Source organism: Micromonospora sp. NPDC003816 (genome assembly GCF_042874705.1).
Lineage (GTDB): Bacteria > Actinomycetota > Actinomycetes > Mycobacteriales > Micromonosporaceae > Micromonospora.
Map to the genome: position 1 here is coordinate 54,925 of NZ_JBIANP010000002.1, position 14,454 is coordinate 69,378.

At 73.7% G+C, this 14,454-nt stretch carries 14 protein-coding genes; 7 read left to right on the forward strand and 7 right to left on the reverse strand.

Annotated features, from left to right (window positions below; genetic code table 11):
- Positions 1-179 precede the first annotated feature (179 nt).
- Genes ACFYTT_RS06495 through ACFYTT_RS06515 form a run of 5 tightly spaced genes read left to right on the forward strand, consistent with a single transcriptional unit; the run spans position 180 to position 5,266 of the window.
- A complete protein-coding gene (locus ACFYTT_RS06495; protein WP_131055356.1) occupies positions 180-1,025 on the forward strand; it encodes a hypothetical protein in 846 nt (281 codons plus the stop codon).
- Positions 1,022-1,603, forward strand: a complete 582-nt coding sequence (locus tag ACFYTT_RS06500) for a DUF4129 domain-containing protein (protein WP_387257989.1) — start codon at positions 1,022-1,024, stop codon at positions 1,601-1,603. The genes ACFYTT_RS06495 and ACFYTT_RS06500 overlap by 4 nt, the downstream gene beginning before the upstream one ends.
- The gene (locus ACFYTT_RS06505; RefSeq protein ID WP_387257990.1) at positions 1,597-2,976 is read left to right on the forward strand and encodes a DUF4350 domain-containing protein; all 1,380 of its coding nucleotides are present in this window, start codon (positions 1,597-1,599) and stop codon (positions 2,974-2,976) included. The genes ACFYTT_RS06500 and ACFYTT_RS06505 overlap by 7 nt, the downstream gene beginning before the upstream one ends.
- Positions 2,973-3,959 carry a MoxR family ATPase gene (locus ACFYTT_RS06510; RefSeq protein WP_176092727.1) on the forward strand — a complete coding sequence of 329 codons (987 nt, stop codon included), beginning with the start codon at positions 2,973-2,975 and terminating at the stop codon, positions 3,957-3,959. The genes ACFYTT_RS06505 and ACFYTT_RS06510 overlap by 4 nt, the downstream gene beginning before the upstream one ends.
- Positions 3,956-5,266, forward strand: coding sequence for a DUF58 domain-containing protein (locus ACFYTT_RS06515; RefSeq protein ID WP_176092726.1), 1,311 nt, complete (start codon positions 3,956-3,958; stop codon positions 5,264-5,266). The genes ACFYTT_RS06510 and ACFYTT_RS06515 overlap by 4 nt, the downstream gene beginning before the upstream one ends.
- 17 nt (positions 5,267-5,283) lie before the next feature.
- Here ACFYTT_RS06515 and ACFYTT_RS06520 read toward each other — a convergent pair whose 3' ends face one another.
- Positions 5,284-6,252, reverse strand: a complete 969-nt coding sequence (locus ACFYTT_RS06520) for a stage II sporulation protein M (RefSeq protein ID WP_176092725.1) — start codon at positions 6,250-6,252, stop codon at positions 5,284-5,286.
- Positions 6,253-6,293: 41 nt separating this feature from the next.
- Between ACFYTT_RS06520 and ACFYTT_RS06525 the strand changes: the two genes are divergently transcribed.
- Together ACFYTT_RS06525 and ACFYTT_RS06530 are read left to right on the forward strand one after the other, a co-directional pair.
- A complete protein-coding gene (locus ACFYTT_RS06525) occupies positions 6,294-7,370 on the forward strand; it encodes an RDD family protein (protein ID WP_387257991.1) in 1,077 nt (358 codons plus the stop codon).
- Positions 7,370-7,528 carry a hypothetical protein gene (locus ACFYTT_RS06530; RefSeq protein WP_387257992.1) on the forward strand — a complete coding sequence of 53 codons (159 nt, stop codon included), beginning with the start codon at positions 7,370-7,372 and terminating at the stop codon, positions 7,526-7,528. The genes ACFYTT_RS06525 and ACFYTT_RS06530 overlap by 1 nt, the downstream gene beginning before the upstream one ends.
- A 100-nt stretch (positions 7,529-7,628) precedes the next feature.
- Here ACFYTT_RS06530 and ahcY read toward each other — a convergent pair whose 3' ends face one another.
- The 6 genes from ahcY to ACFYTT_RS06560 all read right to left on the reverse strand — a co-directional run bounded on the left by ahcY (position 7,629) and on the right by ACFYTT_RS06560 (position 14,437).
- Positions 7,629-9,128: an adenosylhomocysteinase gene (gene ahcY / locus ACFYTT_RS06535; RefSeq protein WP_131053894.1), complete on the reverse strand. Its 1,500-nt coding sequence runs from the start codon at positions 9,126-9,128 to the stop codon at positions 7,629-7,631.
- A gap of 291 nt (positions 9,129-9,419) precedes the next feature.
- Positions 9,420-10,583: a mannose-6-phosphate isomerase, class I gene (gene manA / locus ACFYTT_RS06540; RefSeq protein WP_387257993.1), complete on the reverse strand. Its 1,164-nt coding sequence runs from the start codon at positions 10,581-10,583 to the stop codon at positions 9,420-9,422.
- Positions 10,584-10,586: 3 nt separating this feature from the next.
- A complete protein-coding gene (locus ACFYTT_RS06545) occupies positions 10,587-11,540 on the reverse strand; it encodes a cation diffusion facilitator family transporter (RefSeq protein ID WP_131053896.1) in 954 nt (317 codons plus the stop codon).
- A gap of 79 nt (positions 11,541-11,619) precedes the next feature.
- Positions 11,620-12,816: an SIS domain-containing protein gene (locus tag ACFYTT_RS06550; RefSeq protein WP_131053897.1), complete on the reverse strand. Its 1,197-nt coding sequence runs from the start codon at positions 12,814-12,816 to the stop codon at positions 11,620-11,622.
- Positions 12,813-12,995 (reverse strand): Trm112 family protein, encoded by a 183-nt coding sequence (locus tag ACFYTT_RS06555; protein WP_013731721.1) that lies wholly within the window; start codon positions 12,993-12,995, stop codon positions 12,813-12,815. Before ACFYTT_RS06555 ends, ACFYTT_RS06550 begins: the two co-directional genes overlap by 4 nt.
- A 62-nt stretch (positions 12,996-13,057) precedes the next feature.
- Positions 13,058-14,437 carry a phosphomannomutase/phosphoglucomutase gene (locus tag ACFYTT_RS06560; protein WP_176092722.1) on the reverse strand — a complete coding sequence of 460 codons (1,380 nt, stop codon included), beginning with the start codon at positions 14,435-14,437 and terminating at the stop codon, positions 13,058-13,060.
- Positions 14,438-14,454 lie beyond the last annotated feature (17 nt).

The window sequence follows — 14,454 nt, forward strand, 5'->3', positions numbered from 1 at the left end:
GTGGACTCGGCGTCACCCGGCACGCTACTGCCGGAGTACACGCAGTGCCCAGCACCGGCCGGTTGCACCGCTCGCGCGAGCCACCCCGGGCCGGGCCTGCACCCGGGCGGACCGCGCGTGTCAACATGATCCCCGGGTGCGCCGCCGCGCGCCACCATCCACGCCTCCCAGGAGTACGCGTGCCCGAAGCAGGCCCCATCGCCGTGCTCCCCGGCCGCCCGCTCACCGTCGGTGAACTCCTCGACTCCGCCGTGCTCCTGCTACGCCACCACGCCCCGACGCTGCTCCCCCTCGCCGCCGTACTCGCCGTCGGCGAGCAGTTCCTCCTGCTGCCCCTGCGTACCGCCCTCGGTGTCGGCCCACCACTGTGGTGGCTGCCGAACCTCAACAATCTCGGCGGGTTCTGGCTGCTGCTCGCGCTCGGCGCGGCGACCGAGGCGATGATCGTCGTGCTGCTCGGCAACCCGGCCGCCCGGGCCGCCGGCGGCGCGCTGCTCGGTCACCGCCGCACCGCCCGGCACCTGGTACGCCCGACCGGTGGCCGGTGGGGCGCGACCCTGCTGCTCGCCCTGCTGGTGGGCGCCGCGATGCTGTTCCTGGCCCTGCTCGGCCCGGCGTGGTTCGTCGGATGGGCCCTGCTCGGCGCGGTGGCCCCCGCCCTCGTGCTCGACCGGGTCACGCCACCGCGTGCCCTCACCCGCTCCGCCTCGCTCGCCCTGCGGATCGAGGGTCGCGCCGCCGCCCTGCGGACCCTCGGCTACCTGGTCTGGTGGATCCTCCGGGTCGGTCTCGGCTGGGGCATGTTCCTCGGGCTCTCCTCCCTCGGCCTGATCGAGGGTGAGGGCGCCCTGGTCGTCGCCGCGACCCTGCTCTGGGCCGCGGTCAACACCGTCGCGTACGCCGCACTGGCGTGTCTGGACGCCGTCCTCCACCTGGAGACCCGGATCCGCACCGAGGGGCTGGACATCCACCTGTCCCGGGTACCGGCCGACGCGGCACCGGCAGCCCTGGCGGTGCGCGGATGAACCCGAGCCGATGGTGGACCGAGACCACGGCGGCACTCGGCGACCTTGTCCCGCTGCCGCTGGCCGCACTGGCGCTGGCGCTGGTCACGGCCCTGGTCGCGGCCGGCTGGTACACCTTCCCGCGCTGGGTGCCCCGGCGGATTCCCCGACTGCGTCGCCGTACCCGCAACCGGCCGGAGCGCGTCGAGACCGTGAGTGCGGCACCCGCGCCCACCGTCGTCGACGTGCCGCCCTCGGCCGTGTCGCCGGTGGCCGCGTCCGACCTGGCCGACCGGCTCTCCGCCGACGGCCGCTACGCCGAGGCCGTCCGGGAACGACTGCGGGCCATGCTCCACGACCTCACCGACCGGCGCGTGGTCTGGATCCGGCCGGGCATGACCGTCGGCGAGGTCGTCACCGCCGCCAGCGCCAACCGCCCGCCCGTCGGCCCGCCGCTCGCCGCCGCGGCGGACATCTTCTCCGAACTCTGGTACGCCCAACGCGGCGCCACCGTCGACCACGACCACCGGATGCGCGAGCACGCCGACCGGCTGCGCCACGTACTCGCCACCGACGAGTCGACGGAGGTCACGTGGTGACGCCCCGGGCCACCCGTCGCCGGCACCGGGTGGTGATCCCGGTCGTCCTCGCCGCGCTGCTGTTCACCGTCACCCTGGTCAGTCGCGAGTTCGACCAGCCCGACCAGACCGACCCGGGCTTCCTCTCGCCGGTGTCCACCGCGGACGACGGCGGCAGCCGGCTCGCGGCCAGCCTGACCCGCAACGGCGTGGTGGTGCAGCGGGAGACCGAGACCGTGCAGGCACTACGGGCCACCCGGGGCACGCCGGCCACCCTGTTCGTCCCGGCACCCGAGCTGCTGCACCCGCGTACCGTCGACGACCTCGGCCTGCTGCCCGCCGGCACCCGCCTGGTGCTGGTCGACCCGCCCCGGCGGGTGCTGGACGCCGCCGGGCTGCCGATCCGGCCCGCCGCCCGGCGGTGGGCGGCGCGGGCGGTCGCCCCGCACCACGACGGGCGGCCCTGCCCGCTGGCCGCGATGGCCGGCGTCGGCACCGCCGCCGTCACCCGGGCGCGGTACGCGCCCACCGGGGCCGTGGAACCCGTCGAGCTCTGCTTCTCCGCCGGCCTGGCCCGGTTGCCGGGCCCCAGCGAGAGCCTGGTGGTGGGTGCCAGCGACCCGTTCCGCAACAGCCGCATCGACGAGTGGGACAACCACGCCTTCGCCACCGGCCTGCTCGCCGGCACCGGCCGGGTGGTCTGGCTCGACCTGGACGGTCCCGCGCCACCACCGCCCGAGCCGCCGCCGGGCCCGGCCTCCCCGCCACCGGACCCGACCGACTCCGGGTACGGCGAGCCCGAGGGCGACGCGGACGTGGGCACCGCCGACGGCGAGGGGAACGCCTCCGGTGACCGGTCCGGGCGGGACGCCTCCGGACCGGGCCGCTCCGGCCAGGACGACTCGACCAACCCGCTCTGGTCCGCCTTCCCGCCCTGGTTCTGGGCGCTGCTGCTGCAACTGCTCCTGGCCGCCCTGCTCGTCGGTGTCTGGCGAGCCCGGCGACTCGGACCGCCGACGCCGGAGCCGTTGCCGGTGACCGTCCCCGCCGCCGAGACGGTGCGCGGACGAGCCCGCCTCTACCAGCGGGCGCAGGCTCACGAGAGCGCCGCCGAGACGCTGCGGGCCGCCGCCCGGACCCGGTTGGCCCGCCGGTTGCACCTGCCCGCCGACACCCGGCACGAGGGCGTGGCCGCCGCCGTGTCGGCCCGTACCGGCGCTCCCCGGGAGATCGTCGACCGCCTGCTGCACGGTCCGCCGCCCACCACCGACCAGGACCTGCTGGACCTGGCCACCGGCCTGGACCGGGCGGCCCGCACCGACGACGCCGATCCGGCCCGGCCTCGACCGTCACCCCCCGTACCGCAGCCCCGATCCGAAGGAGACCCCCGGTGACCCGACCCGCCACCACCGCCGACCCGCTCGCCGCCGACCCCGCCCGGGCCGCGCTGCACCGGTTGCGCGCCGAGGTGGCCAAGGCGGTCGTCGGGCAGGACGCCGTCGTCGCCGGCCTCGTCGTCGCGCTGCTCTGCCGGGGCCACGTCCTGCTGGAGGGCGTACCGGGGGTGGCCAAGACGCTGCTGGTGCGTACGCTGGCCGCCGCGTTGGACCTCACGGCCCGGCGGGTGCAGTTCACCCCGGACCTGATGCCCGGAGACGTCACCGGCTCGATGGTCTTCGACTCGCGGACCGCGGCGTTCACCTTCCGCGAAGGACCGGTCTTCACCAACCTGCTGCTCGCCGACGAGATCAACCGGACCCCGCCGAAGACCCAGTCCGCGCTGCTCGAAGTGATGGAGGAACGGCAGGTCACCGTCGAGGGCGAGCGCCGTGGCCTACCCGACCCGTTCATCGTCGTCGCCACCCAGAACCCGGTGGAGTACGAGGGCACCTATCCGCTGCCGGAAGCCCAGCTGGACCGTTTCCTGCTCAAGCTGACCGTGCCGCTACCCAACCGGGACGAGGAGTTGGGGGTGCTCCGCGCCCACCACGCCGGCTTCGACCCGGGCGACCTAGCCGGCGTCGGGGTGGGCCCGGTGGCCGGTGCCGCCGACCTCGCCACGGCCCGCGCGGCGGTGAGCCGGGTGCACGTCGCCGAGCCGCTGCTCGGGTACATCGTCGACCTGTGCCGGGCCACCCGGGCCGTACCCGCGCTGGAACTGGGCGCCTCGCCCCGTGGCGCCACCGGTCTGCTCGGCGCCGCCAAGGCGTGGGCCTGGCTCAGCGGCCGCGACCACGTGGTGCCCGACGACGTCAAGGCGATGGCCCGGCCCACCCTGCGGCACCGGCTCCGGCTGCGCCCCGAGGCGGAACTGGAGGGTGTCGCGGTCGACGCCGTACTGGACACGGTGCTGGCCACCGTGCCGACCCCGCGATGACCTGGCGGGCGGCGGCGCTGCTCGCGGTGGGCGCGCTGACCCTGCCGCTGTGGCCGGCTCCCTTCGTCGGGGTGGCGGTGATGGTCGGTGCGGTCCTGCTGCTGCTCGTCGTGGATCTCGCGCTCGCCGCGCCGCTACGGTCGCTCACCGCCTCGCGGGAGGGCGAACGGTCCGTCCGACTCGGCGGGACCGCCACCGTCGTCCTGCACCTGGGCAATCCCTCCGGTCGGCCGCTGCGCGCCCAGGTCCGCGACGCCTGGGTGCCGTCGGCCGGGGCCCGGCCCGACGTGCCGTCGAACCGGGTGGTGCAGGTCGCCCCCGGCACGGTGGTGGCGCTGCCCAGCCGGCTGACCCCGACCCGCCGGGGTGACCGGCCCGCCGTGACGCTCACGGTCCGCTCGCTCGGGCCGCTCGGGCTGGCGTTCCGGCAGTGGAGCGGTCGACCGGTGACACCGCCGTGGACCCTGCGGGTGCTGCCCCGCTTCGACTCGCGGCGGCACCTGCCCGAGAAGCTGGCCCGGCTGCGGGTCATCGACGGCCGCCAGGTCGGCCGGGGACGCGGCGCGGGCACCGAGTTCGACACGCTGCGCGAGTACGTGCCCGGCGACGACGTGCGGTCCGTCGACTGGCGGGCCACCGCCCGCCGGGGCGAGGTGCTGGTCCGGACCTGGCGCCCCGAGCGGGACCGACGGGTGGTCTGCGTGCTGGACACCGGACGGACGTCGGCGGTGCGCCTCGGGGACGAGCCTCGGCTGGACACCTCGATCGAGGCGGCGCTGCTGCTCACCGCACTGGCCACCCGGGCCGGTGACCGGGTCGACGTGTTCGCCGCCGACGCCGTGCCCCGGGCGTCGGTCAGCGGCGCCGAACGACCGGCGCAGTGGAGCCGACTGGCGCACGCGCTGGCGCCGCTGCAACCCGCCCTGGTGGAGACCGACTTCCGTCTGATCGCGGGCGAGCTGCTGCGCCGGCACCGTCCACGCAGCCTGGTCGTCCTGCTCACCGCGCTGGAGCCCGGCGCCCTCGGCGAGGGTCTGCTGCCGGTGCTGCCCCGGCTGGCCGCCCGGCACCGGGTGGTGGTGGCAGCAGCCCAGGACCCGGTGCTCGCCACGCTCACCACCGGGCCGCCCCGGCAGGTCGAGGACGCCTACACGGCCGCCGCCGCCTGGCGCACGCTCGCCGAACGTGACCGACTCACGGCCGCCCTGACCGGCCACGACGTCACCGTCATCGACGCTCCCGCGCCACAGCTCGCCGCCGCGCTGACCGACGCCTACCTGCGGCTCAAGTTCACCGGCCAACTCTGATCCGCCCGGCACCCGCCTCAGTGCTGCACGGCAGGAGAATCGCCAGCGGCGCCCCTGGTCCGGGAGCCGAGCACGAAGACGTACGTGAGGAAGGCGAGCCAGGCGGTGGCGCCGACGGCGATACGCAGAGCCGTCGGCACCGGGGCGGGGGTGACGAAGGCTTCGATCAGCGCCGAGATCGCGAAGACCACCACCAGGCCGAGGGCGACCACGACGCCGTCGCGACCCGCCCGGGCCACCGCCTGTCCCCGGGTGAGCTGCTCCGGCGGCGCGATCCACGCCCACCCGAGACGCAACCCGACTCCGGCGGCCACGAACACCCCGGTCAGTTCCAGCAGCCCGTGCGGGGTGATCAGGCCGAAGAAGACGTCCCCCCGGCCGTACCCGACCATCACACCGCCGACCACGCCGATGTTCACCACGTTCTGCCACAGCAGATACACCACCGGGACGACCAGCACACCCGCCGCCAGGCACTTGGCGGCCAGCCAGGCGTTGTGCGTCCAGAGGTGGAAGGCGAAGGTCGGCGCGGAGAACTCGGTGTAGTAGCCGGCGAAGCCGGACTCGACCAGGTGGGCGGCCTCCGCCTCGCCGACGAACGCCGCCGCCGTCTCCGGATTGTCCGCCACGAACCCGATCAGGGTGAAGGTGAGCAGCGTGAAGGCGGTCGCCACCGCGCACCACCAGGGTGCCGCGCGCCAGACCGCACCGGGGAAGTCCACCAGCACGAACCGCCGGACGATCGCCCACGAGGGACGCGGCCGGTCGGTGAGGCGCGCCCGCGCCCGGAGCACCACCTGGGAGAGCTGACCGACCAGGGCCGGATCGGGCGAGCGACTGCGCAGCATGGAGAGCTGGGTGGTGGCCCGCTGGTAGAGCGCGACCAGTTCGTCGACCTCGTCGACGGTCAGTCGTCGGCGGCCGGAGAGCTGGTCCAGCCGGCGCCACTCCCCGCCGTGCTCGGCGACGTACGCGTCGAGATCCACCGTCCACCCCCGTCCGCGCGATCATAGTGTTCACTGTGCGGGTGAGCACAGCAGCATCGCGACCGTGGAACGCCCCGGCCTGGGGCGACGCCGAGCTGGTCAGCGGTGAGGCGGTGGAGCTGGACGTACGGGCCGCCCGGATCGGCTCGCGGGTGCTCGCGCTGCTGCTCGACGTGCTGATCCAACTGCTGTTCGGCCTGCTGCTGGCCGCGATCGTCGGATTGGGTCTGGCCGCCCTGCCGCACGGCGCGATCGACGCGGCCACCGAACGGGCGCTGCTCACCATCGGGGTGGTGCTGCTGCTGGTGGGCTACCCGGTGCTGTTCGAGCAGCTCCACCACGGCCGGACCCCCGGCAAGGCGGCGGTGGGGTTGCGGGTGGTGAGCGTCGACGGCGCCCCGGTCGGGCTGCGCCAGTCGTTGGCCCGGGCGCTGGTCGGGGTGGCCGTCGAGTGGCCCGGTCTGGTGCTGCCGCTGCTGTCCTGGGTGGCCGGGGTCACGGTGATGCTCAGCGACACCCGGGGGCGGCGTCTCGGTGACCTGGTGGCGGGCACCCTGGTCGTGCACACCCGCACCGCGACGTCCTGGCGTCCGGTCCCGGCCACCGTGCCGGCGTTGCGGGAGTGGACGTACACCCTGGACCTGAGCCGGCTCGATCCGAAGCTGGCGCTGGCCACCCGGCAGTACCTGGCCCGGGCCCACCGGTTCACCGGTGCGGCCTCCGACGACCTGGCGTCGCGGCTGTGGCGGGAGGTCGCCACGGTGATCACCCCGCCGCCACCGGGCGGACTGCCGGCGGCGGTCTACCTGGCCGCCGTGCTCGGTGAACGGCACCGGCGGGCCCGGCACCGGCTGGCCGAGGAACGGGTGCTCACCGCCGCACTCTGGCCCCGGCTCGGCCTGCTGCCGCACGCCGACCGGCCGGACGGCCCGGTGAGCGCGCCGCTCGGCGTACCGTGGCCACGGCCCGCCGTCCCCGGGCATCCGGGCGCCGTCCCGCCGGAACCGCCGCGAGCGCCGGTGCCGACCCAGAACCGGCCGGCGGTACGACCGTCCACGCTCGTCGAGTCCGACCAGACGCCGGTGCCCGGTGTCCACGGCACACCCGGGAGGACCTGATGAGGGGTCTGTTGCCGTGGCTGGCCGTGCTCGGGCTGGTGCTGCTGCTCAGCGCGCTGCGTCTGCGCAGCCTGGCAGCGGTGGTCTCGCTGACCTGGTTGGCCTGGTGCGTCTGGACCTGGTTCCGGCCCACCCGCCGCCAGAACCCGCCCCGCTGACCCACCGGCCCCGCTGACTCGGCCGACCCGCTCGGGGTGGCCCAAAGACGAACGACCGGGCCGGGCCGACCTGAGGTCGACCCGGCCCGGTACGCGTCGGTCAGTAGCGGTAGTGGTCCGGCTTGAACGGGCCCTCCTGGCTGATGCCGAGGTACTCGGCCTGCACCTTGGTGAGCGTGGTCAGCTTGGCGCCGAGCGCGCCCAGGTGCAGCCGCGCGACCTTCTCGTCCAGGTGCTTGGGCAGCACGTACACGCCGATCGGGTACTCGTCGGTCTTGGTGAACAGCTCGATCTGGGCGATCGTCTGGTTGGCGAACGAGTTCGACATCACGAAGCTCGGGTGACCGGTGGCGTTGCCCAGGTTCAGCAGACGACCCTCGGAGAGCACGATGATCGAGTGCCCGTCGTCGAACGTCCAGAGGTCGACCTGCGGCTTGATGTTCTCCCGGGTGACGTCTGAGCGCTTGGCCAGACCGGCCATGTCGATCTCGTTGTCGAAGTGACCGATGTTGCCGACGATGGCCTGGTGCTTCATCCGGGCCATGTGCTCGTTGGTGATCACGTCGAAGCAACCGGTGGCGGTGATGAAGATGTCCGCCTGCTCGACGACGTCCTCCAGGGTGGCGACCTGGTAGCCGTCCATCGCCGCCTGGAGCGCGCAGATCGGGTCGACCTCGGTCACCACGACCCGGGCGCCCTGGCCGCGCAGCGACTCGGCGCAGCCCTTGCCCACGTCGCCGTAGCCGAGCACGACCGCCATCTTGCCGCCGATCAGCACGTCGGTGGCGCGGTTGATTCCGTCGATGAGCGAGTGGCGGCAGCCGTACTTGTTGTCGAACTTGCTCTTGGTCACCGAGTCGTTGACGTTGATGGCCGGGAAGAGCAGCGTGCCGTTGCGGTGCATCTCGTAGAGCCGGTGCACACCGGTGGTGGTCTCCTCGGTCACGCCCTTGATGTCGGCCGCGATCCGGGTCCAGCGTCCGCCGTCCTCGGCGATCGTCCGGTGCAGCAGGCCGAGGATGACCGCGTACTCCTCGGAGTCGGCGGACTCGACCGGCGGCACCGCGCCAGCCTTCTCGAACTCGGCACCCTTGTGCACCAGCAGGGTGGCATCGCCGCCGTCGTCGAGGATCATGTTGGGCCCGTGCCCGTCCGGCCAGGCCAGCACCTGCTCGGTGCACCACCAGTACTCCTCCAGCGTCTCGCCCTTCCAAGCGTAGACCGGGACACCGGAGGGTGCGTCGGGGGTGCCGTCCGGGCCGACCACGATCGCGGCGGCGGCGTGGTCCTGGGTGGAGAAGATGTTGCAGGACGCCCAGCGGACCTGCGCGCCGAGCGCGACCAGCGTCTCGATGAGGACGGCGGTCTGGATCGTCATGTGCAGCGAGCCGGTGATCCGGGCGCCCGCGAGCGGCTGCGCCTCGGCGAACTCACGACGGATCGCCATCAGGCCGGGCATCTCGTGCTCCGCGAGACGGATCTCCTTGCGCCCGAACTCGGCGAGCGACAGGTCTGCCACCTTGTAGTCGCCCTCGGCGAGGGTACGCGGGCGGGCCTCGGACGACGTTCCGCTGCCGGACGCCGGGAGGGTGCTGGTCATGAATGCTCCTGTCGGACGATGTGCTGCGCAACCACCAACCTTACGCGCGCTGTCCGCTGCGGGACGGCCTGGTTGCGGACAGCACACGGGGCGGTCGGTCGTGGACGTGTGCCGCCCAGTCCCGCCCGCCCCGTGCATCCCCCCGGTTTGGTTCCCCCGCGCGTTCTCGGACCTTCGTCGCGATAACGCTGCGCACTCATAGAGTCACACTGCGCTAGACGCGAGTCAAGCGATTTCGGGAAAGTCGGACTTGCCGGTTCAGCGGGATGCGCGGATCCTGGACTGCCGGGATCAGAGTGAGCCGGTCGAGGCGACGTAGACCTCGCCCGCGCCGCGCACCGTCAGCGCACCACCGTCGGCCGGCCCCACCGCGGCCCGCCCACGACCCAGCGTCACCGGCGCGACGGCGTCGGCCACGGTGACCTCCCCGATGGTGCAGAGCAGGACGCGCGGCCCCGGCACGGTGAGCGTCACCCCGGGCCGGTCGCCCCGCACGGTCACCCGGTGCAACGCGAAGTCCGGCACCGGCACCGGCCAGGTCACCACCCCGTCGGAGACCGGTCGTGACGGCACCACCGGCTCGTCCAGCACCTCGAACCGGAGCACCCGCAGCAGTTCGGCCACGTCGACGTGCTTGCGGGTGAGACCACCACGCAGCACGTTGTCACTGGCCGCCATCACCTCCACGCCGGTGCCCCGCAGGTAGGCGTGCAGATTGCCGGCCGGCATCCAGATCGCCTCGCCCTCGGCCAGGCGTACCCGGTTCAGCAGCAGCGCGACCAGCACCCCCGGGTCGGCCGGGTAGGTCTGCGCCAGCATCGCCACCAGGTCGTCGTCGGGGCCGGTCACCGCCGCCGTCCGGGCCGCCGTCACCAGCGCCTCCCGCTCCGCCTCCGGCCAGGTCAACAGCGTGCGGACCGCCTCGGCCAGGCCCGCCGGCCCGGCACTCAACGCGTCCAGCACCGGCCGCAGCTCCGGTACGCCCAACCCGGCCAGCACCTTCGCCGAGACCGCCGGGTCCCGGAACCCGCACAACGCCTCCATCGGCCCGAGCGCCACCAGCAACTCCGGCTTGTGGAACGGGTCGACGTAGTTGCGCACCCCATCGGCCTGGGCGTACTCGGCGGCATAACCGGCCCGGGCCTGCTCCGCGTCCGGGTGCGCCTGAAGGCTGAGCGGTGCCTCCGCCGCCAGCACCTTGAGCAGGAACGGCAGGCGTACGCCGAACCGGTCGATCGCCGGCTGGCCGAGCCACCGGCCCGGGTCGACGGTGAGCACGTCGATCAACGTCGCCGGACCGTCCGCACGCGACACGGTGGCCGGCGCGCCCGGATGCGCGCCCAGCCACAGCTCTGCCTCCGGCCCGTCGCTGGGCACCGGCCGCCCCTGGAGTGCGGCGATCGCCGAGCGGGAGCCCCAGGCGTAGTCCTTGATCGGTCCGTGCAGCAGTTCCACCGGTCAGCTCTCCCGTCGACCGGACGCCTCCGCCGGCCCCGCATCCGCGTGATACACGTCCGGCTCCAGATAGATCACCCGGGCCACCGGCACGGCGGCCCGGATCCGGGCCTCCACCGCGTCGATGTTCCGAGCCACCTCCTCGGCGGTCTCGCAGCGCGCCACCGCGACCTTCGCGGCCACCAACAACTCCTCGGGACCGAGGTAGAGGGTCTTCATGTGGATGATCCGCTCCACCTCCGGACCGGCGGTGACCGCCTGCTCGATGGCGGCCACCTCGCTCGGTTCCGCTCCCTCGCCGAGCAGCAGGCTCTTGGTCTCGATCGCCAGCACCACCGCGATGGTCACCAGCAGCAACCCGATCATCGCGGTGCCGGCCGCGTCCCACCGGCCGTCCCCGGTCGCCAGCGTCATACCCACCCCGAACAGGGCGAAGACCAGACCGACCAGCGCGCCGAAGTCCTCCAGCAGCACCACCGGCAGCTCGGGCGCCTTGGAGCGGCGGATGAACCTGGTCCACGACTCCCGTCCCCGGACCAGGTTCGACTCGACGATGGCGGTGCGGAAGGAGAAGGACTCCAGCACGATGGCGACCAGCAACACCGTCACCGGCACCCACTGCCAACTGGTGATGCCGTGCGGGTCGGACCACTTGTGCCAGGCCTCGTAGAGCGCGAAGAGACCACCGAGGCTGAACAGCACGATCGAGACCAGGAAGGCGTAGACGTAGCGCTCCCGGCCGTAGCCGAAGGGGTGCTGCGGCGTGGCCGCCCGGCGGGCCCGCTTGCCGCCGAGCAGGAGCAGCGCCTGGTTGCCGGTGTCGGCGACCGAGTGGATCGACTCGGCCAGCATCGACGACGAACTGGTCAGCAGGTACGCGACGAACTTCGTCACCGCGATGCCGAGGTTGGCCAGCAGCGCCGCGACGATCGCCCGTGTGCCACCCTGGCTGCTCACGCCCCGGATCTCCCGCGACGTGAGCAGCCGGTGCGAGGAGCCGGGTCACCGGGCCGGCCGGCTCGCTCGCTGCGCTCGCTCACTGGTTGGACAACTCCTTCATCTCGGTGATCGCCGGCACCGCCATCGGGTCCAGGCCGTGCGCCAGCGCCAGATAGATCGACGCGAAGTCGGGCACCGCCACCAGGGAGGCCAGTCGTTCCAGCGCCGAGCCGCCCTCGGCGGTGACCACGTCGCACCGTACGCCACGTCGCTCGGCGAGGGTCTGCACCGCCTCCGCGCGTCGTTCCTCGACCGCGTGCGGCTCGTCGGTGTCGTCCTCGGCGTTCAGACCCCCGTCGCGCAGCAGGACCAACCGCAGCCGGGTGTCCCCGTCCTCGGCGTCGTCCGGGTCGGCGAAGATGTCCCGGTCCCCCTCCGCGAGGCCGCCGAACACGCCGTCGAGCAGACCGACGCGTCCCCGGCCCGCCTCGCCGAGCGCGCCGGTGACCACCGGGTACCGGGCGTTGGCGGAGAGCGTGTCGCCGAAACGGCGGGCGGCGACCGACGCCAGCGGCGACGATCCCCAGACGATCGGGATCGACCCGGCCAGGCCGAGCGCCAGCGACTTCGCCGGGTTGACGAAGGACTCGGCGGTCGGCCGGCATCGGTCGGCGTCGGCGTCCAGCCGGGCCGCCGTCTCGGCCAGGTCCGCCTCGTTCACCTTGACCAGGCCGAGGGCCCGCGCGGCCATCAGGACCGGCACGGTGAGTCCCCAGAGGCTGGCCCGGGCCGGGGCCCGCCTCGGCACCGGGATGAACGGGGAACGGGCCCGCTCGGCCACCGAGTGCAGCGGCGAGTCCGGTGGGGCCACCGCGACCAGTCGGGCCCCGCGACGGTGGGCGGCCTCGGCCGCGCCGAGCGCCTCGGGGCTGCGCCCGGAGGCGCTGATCGCGATCACCACGTCGGCCGCGCCGACCCAGCCGGGTACGCCCGCGCTGCGGTGCGCGATGACGGGCACCGGACACCGTGGCCCGGCCACGGTGGCCAGCACGTCACCGGTCCGCCCGGCCGTGCCGATGCCGGCGATGACGACCGCCCGAGGTCGTCCGTCGTCGCCGAGGACGCCGAGGTTGGCCTCGGCGGCCAGGGCCGCCGACTCGCGGACCTGTGCGCCGGCCGAGGCGGTGTGCCGCAGCATCCCGCCCGGATCCCGCTCGGCCAGCGCCTGCGGGTCGTCGAGGAGCCGGTCGTCGGCATGGCGGTGGCCGCTGACGCCGGCCGTTCCGTCGATCACGACCGCTCCGCGGGGCCGCGCGCCTCGTCCAGCAGCAGCACCGGCACGTCGTCACGGACCTCGAAGATCCGGCCGCACTCCGTGCAGGTCAGCGTCTGGGCCTGCGCGTCGTAGTCGAGCGGTGCATGGTGTGTGTCCGGGCAGGCGAGGATTTCCAGCAACTGCGGGTCGAGGGCCACTGCGCGGCTCCTTCCACGTATGCGGCTTCACCGATCGACGGTGCCGACCGGCGCGAGCGATCCTATCGGCGAACCACGGCCAGCACGTCGTCGCGCAGGGCGGTCATCCGCTCGGCGGTCGGTGCCTCCACGTTGAGCCGCAGCAACGGCTCGGTGTTGGAGGCACGCAGGTTGAGCCACGCCCCGTCGGGGAAGCGCAGCGTGAGGCCGTCCAACTCGTCGACCTCGGCGTCCGGGTACGCGGCCCGCACCTCGTCCACCTTCGCGGCCTGGTCCCGTACGGTGGAGTTGATCTCCCCCGAGGCGACGTACCGCTCGTACTCGGCGGCCAGCGTGGACAGCGGCAGCGGCTGCTCGCCGAGCGCCGCCAGGGTGTGCATCGCGGCCAGCATCCCGGTGTCGGCGAACCAGAAGTCCCGGAAGTAGTAGTGCGCCGAGTGCTCGCCACCGAAAACGGCGTTGGTGCGGGCCATCTCGGCCTTGATGAACGAGTGCCCGACCCGGGCCACCACCGGTTCGCCGCCGTGCTCCCGGATGATCTCCGGTACGGCGCGCGAGGTGATCAGATTGTGGATCACCGTGGAGCCGGGGTGCCGGGCCAGTTCCCGGGCCGCGACCAGCGCGGTGATCGCCGAGGGCGAGACCGGCTCGCCGCGCTCGTCCACGACGAAGCAGCGGTCCGCGTCACCGTCGAACGCCAGCCCGATGTCGGCGCCGTGCGCCACCACGGCGCGTTGCAGGTCGACCAGGTTGGCCGGGTCGAGCGGGTTGGCCTCGTGGTTCGGGAAGGTGCCGTCGAGTTCGAAGTAGAGCGGCACGATCCGCAGCGGCAGCGCCGACAACGCGGCGTCACCGAGCACGCTCGGCACGGTGTGCCCGCCCATGCCGTTGCCCGCGTCGACCACCACGGTCAGCGGCCGGATGCCGGAGAGGTCCACCAGCGTGCGCAGGTGTGCGGCGTACGCGGCGAGCAGATCCCGGCGCTCGACCGGGGCGCTCGGCTCACCGAGCGGCTCGTCCTTGTCGAGCAGGGCCTGTGCCCGGTCCCGGACCTCGGCCAGCCCGCTGTCCTGTCCGACCGGACGGGCACCCGCGTGGCACATCTTGATGCCGTTGTACTGCGCCGGGTTGTGACTGGCGGTGAACATCGCGCCGGGCAGCCCGAGCGCGCCGGAGGCGTAGTAGACCATGTCCGTCGAGGCGAGTCCGATCTCGATGACCGGGCGCCCCTCGGCGCGTACGCCGGTGGCGAAGGCCTCGGCCAGCTTCGGCCCGGAGGCCCGCATGTCGTGCCCGATCAGGACGGCCTCGCCGGGCGGGCCGGCCTCGTCGAGCATCTGCGCGAAGGCGGTGCCCAGAGCACCTGCCACCCGCTCGTCCCACTGGTCCGGCACCGTCCCACGGACGTCGTAAGCCTTCACGATCTGGGACAGATCAGACACCGGTTCCACTCCTCGGC